The sequence below is a fragment of the Pseudomonas sp. MD195_PC81_125 genome, assembly GCF_014060985.1.
In the GTDB taxonomy this organism is placed as follows: Bacteria; Pseudomonadota; Gammaproteobacteria; order Pseudomonadales; family Pseudomonadaceae; genus Aquipseudomonas; species Aquipseudomonas parakoreensis.
Window position 1 is genome coordinate 1 of sequence record NZ_JABULD010000189.1, and the last position, 3707, is coordinate 3707.

At 61.6% G+C, this 3707-nt stretch carries 4 protein-coding genes; 1 reads left to right on the forward strand and 3 read right to left on the reverse strand.

The features are described 5' to 3' along the window. Positions 1 to 276 precede the first annotated feature (276 nt). On the reverse strand, positions 277 to 1167 hold the full coding sequence (locus HT737_RS08060) for a LysR family transcriptional regulator (RefSeq protein ID WP_121186810.1): 891 nt from the start codon (positions 1165 to 1167) through the stop codon (positions 277 to 279). A 99-nt stretch (positions 1168 to 1266) separates the two neighbouring features. Between HT737_RS08060 and gstA the strand changes: the two genes are divergently transcribed. Next, entirely contained in the window at positions 1267 to 1860 is a 594-nt protein-coding gene (gene gstA / locus HT737_RS08065) for a glutathione transferase GstA (RefSeq protein WP_182402135.1), read from the forward strand. A 125-nt stretch (positions 1861 to 1985) separates the two neighbouring features. On the opposite strand, the gene HT737_RS08070 is transcribed toward gstA, so the two are convergent. Together HT737_RS08070 and HT737_RS08075 are read right to left on the reverse strand one after the other, a co-directional pair. After that, positions 1986 to 2999 carry an ABC transporter substrate-binding protein gene (locus HT737_RS08070; RefSeq protein WP_182402137.1) on the reverse strand — a complete coding sequence of 338 codons (1014 nt, stop codon included), beginning with the start codon at positions 2997 to 2999 and terminating at the stop codon, positions 1986 to 1988. Next, positions 2996 to 3523: a sigma-70 family RNA polymerase sigma factor gene (locus HT737_RS08075; protein WP_182402139.1), complete on the reverse strand. Its 528-nt coding sequence runs from the start codon at positions 3521 to 3523 to the stop codon at positions 2996 to 2998. The genes HT737_RS08070 and HT737_RS08075 overlap by 4 nt, the downstream gene beginning before the upstream one ends. Between the last annotated feature and the right edge of the window lie 184 nt (positions 3524 to 3707).

Below are 3707 nucleotides of genomic sequence, written 5' to 3' on the forward strand. Positions count from 1 at the left end.
TAATCCGAGCGTGCATGCCGCGACGCTCTCATCAAGACATCCTTCTCTTGATAGCCCGCGAGCGGGCCAGCCCTAACGTGCAGAAGAACTTCCATGTACAACTGGCTCCTTGTTGGTTCAGTGTCCGGTGCCTTTGATTGCGCACTCTGGCAGCGTTGAAATCACGGCTAACCGATGACGGTCGACATAGTTAGTTACAGCTAGCATAGCCAGCGCCCTGCCACGCGCAAGGCCACTAGTCGGCCAGTATCTGGCACTTTTTGCACAAGAAACGGTTCAGCGAACGGAGGCAAGCGAAGTCTCCGCCAGCAAATCCAGCAGCGCCTGCACCGCTGCCGACGCCGTCTGCCCTGCAGGCAACACCAGCGAAAACACCCGCTCGACAGGTGGTTGCAGAGCAATCACGCGCAAGCCCTGACGGTCGACCGGCAAGGTCATTTCCGGCACCAGCGTCACGCCGAGGTTTTCCCGCACCAGCGTAAAGGCGCTGCTCCACTCGCGCACCTCGACCCGCACATCCTGCAACTGCAAACAGGCTTCGGCGGCAAGGCTGCGGGCGTTGGTCGAGCAACCGCCGGTGGCCAGCACAAAGGGCAGCGCGGTCAGTTCTTGCAGGGTGACGCCCTGCTCGGTTCCTCGCAGCGCCAGCGGATGGCCCGTCGGCACGACCGCCACCCATTCATCACGGCCCAATGGCCCGGCATTGCGCTCGGGGGCCGGGTTGAGCACCACACCGACATCCACCAGACCGGCCGCAAGCAAGGTTTCCACCTCGTCATCGCTGACCTCCAGCGCCACCACTTCGATCCCGGGGTACAGGCGATTGAATTGACGCAGCAGCGGCGGCAGAAAACTCGCCAGGACCATGGGAAAACTTGCCAGGCGAATCGTCCCGCGCAGCATCGGGCGCACGCTGTCGACGGTCTGGCGAATGGTTTGCAGCGCGCCGAGCATTACGCGCGCCTGCTCAATCACCGGCAGCCCAATGGCGGTGGGCAAGGTTTGCCGGCTTTCGCGACTGAACAGTTGCACACCGAGGGTTTGTTCCATCAGCGCCAGGGCCTGGCTCGCGCCAGACTGCGTCATGCCGACCCGTTCGGCCGCGCGGGTGATGTTGCCGTGATCGGCCACAGCGACCACCAGCCGCCAATGCATCAGGTTCATCATGGCAGTAGCTGTCCTTATGGCTGCTTTCTGAAAGATTAATTTTACCGAGGGTGCGGCGCACTATGACACTGGCGCCAAATCCTCACCAGAGAGCTGCCGATGAAGCTGTATTACGCCCCGCAAGCCTGTTCGCTGGCGCCGCACATTGTGTTGCGCGAACTGAAGCTGCCCTTCGTACTGATCCGCGTCGACAACCGCAGCAAGCGCACCGCCAGCGGCGAAGACTTCATGGCGATCAATCCCAAAGGCTATGTCGCCGCCCTGCAACTGGACAACGGCGCGGTGCTGACCGAAGGCCCGGTGATCCTGCAATATCTGGCGGATCTGCAACCCCAGTCAGGGCTGGCGCCGGCGCCCGGCAGTTTCGAACGGCTGCGTTTGCAAGAGTGGCTGAATTTCGTTTCGAGCGAGATCCACGGCGGCCTCGGCGCGCTGTTTGATGAGCGGCTGCCGGCCGAAGTGATCAAGGAGAAGTTGTTCAAGCGTTTTGCCGTGTTGGTCACGGTGCTGGAGCAGCAGGAGTATCTGCTGCCGAGCGGCTTCAGCGTGGCGGATGCGTTGTTGTTTGTGGTGCTGCGTTGGGCCGGGTTGTTCGGAATCGAACTGGCACAGTGGCCGGCGCTGGCGCGGTTTCAGGCGCGGATTGAGCAGCGGCCGACCGTGGCGGCGGCGTTGGCAGCGGAAGCGGTGTAAGTCTGCAGATCATTCGCGAGCAAGCTCGCTCCCACACTGGATTCGGACAAGCCATGGACCCAGTGTGGGAGCGAGCTTGCTCGCGAAGGCGGTAGCTCAAACGCCACCGATCAAACAGTTGAAACTCAAAGTCCCGCCGTCACCTTGCTCGCCACCTCCCCCGGCACCCACGCCTGCCACACCTGCGGCTGATCACGCAAAAACGCTTCGGCGACCTGCCGCGGTGGCTGGCGCTTTTCGCTCATTCCAGCCAGCGTCTGGTTCAGCAGATCAATCGGCAAGTCGACTTTCTCGAAGAACGACACCAGTTCCGGGTATTGCGCCTTGAACGGCGCCGACACGCCAATCGCCAGGCTGGCCGGCATCGAGCGGGTGCCCTTGGGATTCGGGTTGTTGGCATCGGCCAGGGTTTTCCAGGCCTCGGCATCGAACGGCGGTTCTTCGAGTTTTACCAGTTTGAAGCGACCGAGCAGCGGCGTCGGCGACCAGTAATAGAACAGCACCGGTTTGCCGCGTTTGATCGATGATGCCACCTCGGCATCCAGCGCCGCACCGGAGCCGGTGCGGAAGTTGACGTAGCTGTCGGTCAGCGCATAGGCCTTGAGCTTCTGGCTGTTGACGATCTCCGAGGTCCAGCCGGTCGGGCTGTTGAGAAAGCGTCCACGGCGCGGGTCTTCCGGGTCGCGGAACACGTCCTTGTAGCGCGGCAGGTCAGCCACCGATTTCAGCTCCGGGGCCAATGGTTTGATACCGCGCTCGGGGTCGCCCTTGATCACGTATTCCGGCACCCACCAGCCCTCGGTCGCGCCCTTGACCGTGTCGCCAAGGCCGAACACCTTGCCTTCATTGGCCGCCTTGACCCACGCCGGACTGCGCCCGGCCCATTCCTCGCCGATCACCTGAATATCGTTTTTCGCCAGCGCCGCTTCCAGGCTGACGGTGCTGCCCGGCAGCGTGTCGGTCGGGTAGCCGTAACCTTTTTCGACGATCAGGCGCAGCACTTCAGTAATGAAACTGCCGCTCTCCCAAGTGATGTCACCGAAATGGATCGGCGCGGTTTTTTCCGCCGCCGAAACAGCGCCGACACTCAGGCTCAGCGCCAGTAACGAACGGCCGAGCAGGGTTTTGATCGATCTCATGCGGACCTCTTGTCTGTCAGGATTGGGTTGGCGCTGTGGCGGTCGCACAGGGCTTGGGAACGGCTCATGTAAGCGCTGACCGAACGCTGGGAAATGCCCAGTTCGGCGGCGATTTGCGGGTAAGTCAGGCCATCGATCCGTGCCAGCAAAAAGGTCGAACGGACCTTGCCGGGCAGGCGTTGCAGGCTGCGGTCGAGGCGCTTGAGGGTCTGGCTCAGGTGTGCGAGGTCTTCAGGCGAAGTGGCGACCTCGACCTCGAACTGCTGCGCATGCCGGCGCTCCAGGTCCGCGCGGCGCCAACGCTGATAAAGCAGGCGTTGGGCAATCGTGGTGAGCATGGCGCGGGGTTCACGAATCGCCGTGACACTGGGCGCCTGAAGTAATTGCGCGAAGGTTTCGGCAGCGATGTCTTCCGCGTTTTCGGCGGCGTGCAGCTGCCGGCGCAAGTACGTGCATAGCCAGCGATAGTGGGCGCGGAACAACACGTCGAGATGATTGTGGTGAACGGTGTCGGCGCCGGACATAGGGGCTCCTGGCTAAGGGGTCGCTGAATGTCCGGTGATCCGGTGGCGCGATCCTAGCAAGGCGCCTTATGCATTAATAATATTTATATTTCATTTTTATATTCCTTTTGGAGATATAAAAGCAAAAGATCGCAGCCTTCGGCAGCTCCTGCATTTGAAATGCGTTCAACCTGTAGGAGCTGCC

Excerpts from the sequence above, each read along its gene's own strand:
- HT737_RS08060 (WP_121186810.1), bottom strand. The coding sequence starts at position 1,167 with ATGATGAACCTGATGCATTGGCGGCTGGTGGTCGCTGTGGCCGATCAC.
- gstA (WP_182402135.1), top strand. The coding sequence starts at position 1,267 with ATGAAGCTGTATTACGCCCCGCAAGCCTGTTCGCTGGCGCCGCACATT.
- HT737_RS08070 (WP_182402137.1), bottom strand. The coding sequence starts at position 2,999 with ATGAGATCGATCAAAACCCTGCTCGGCCGTTCGTTACTGGCGCTGAGC.
- HT737_RS08075 (WP_182402139.1), bottom strand. The coding sequence starts at position 3,523 with ATGTCCGGCGCCGACACCGTTCACCACAATCATCTCGACGTGTTGTTC.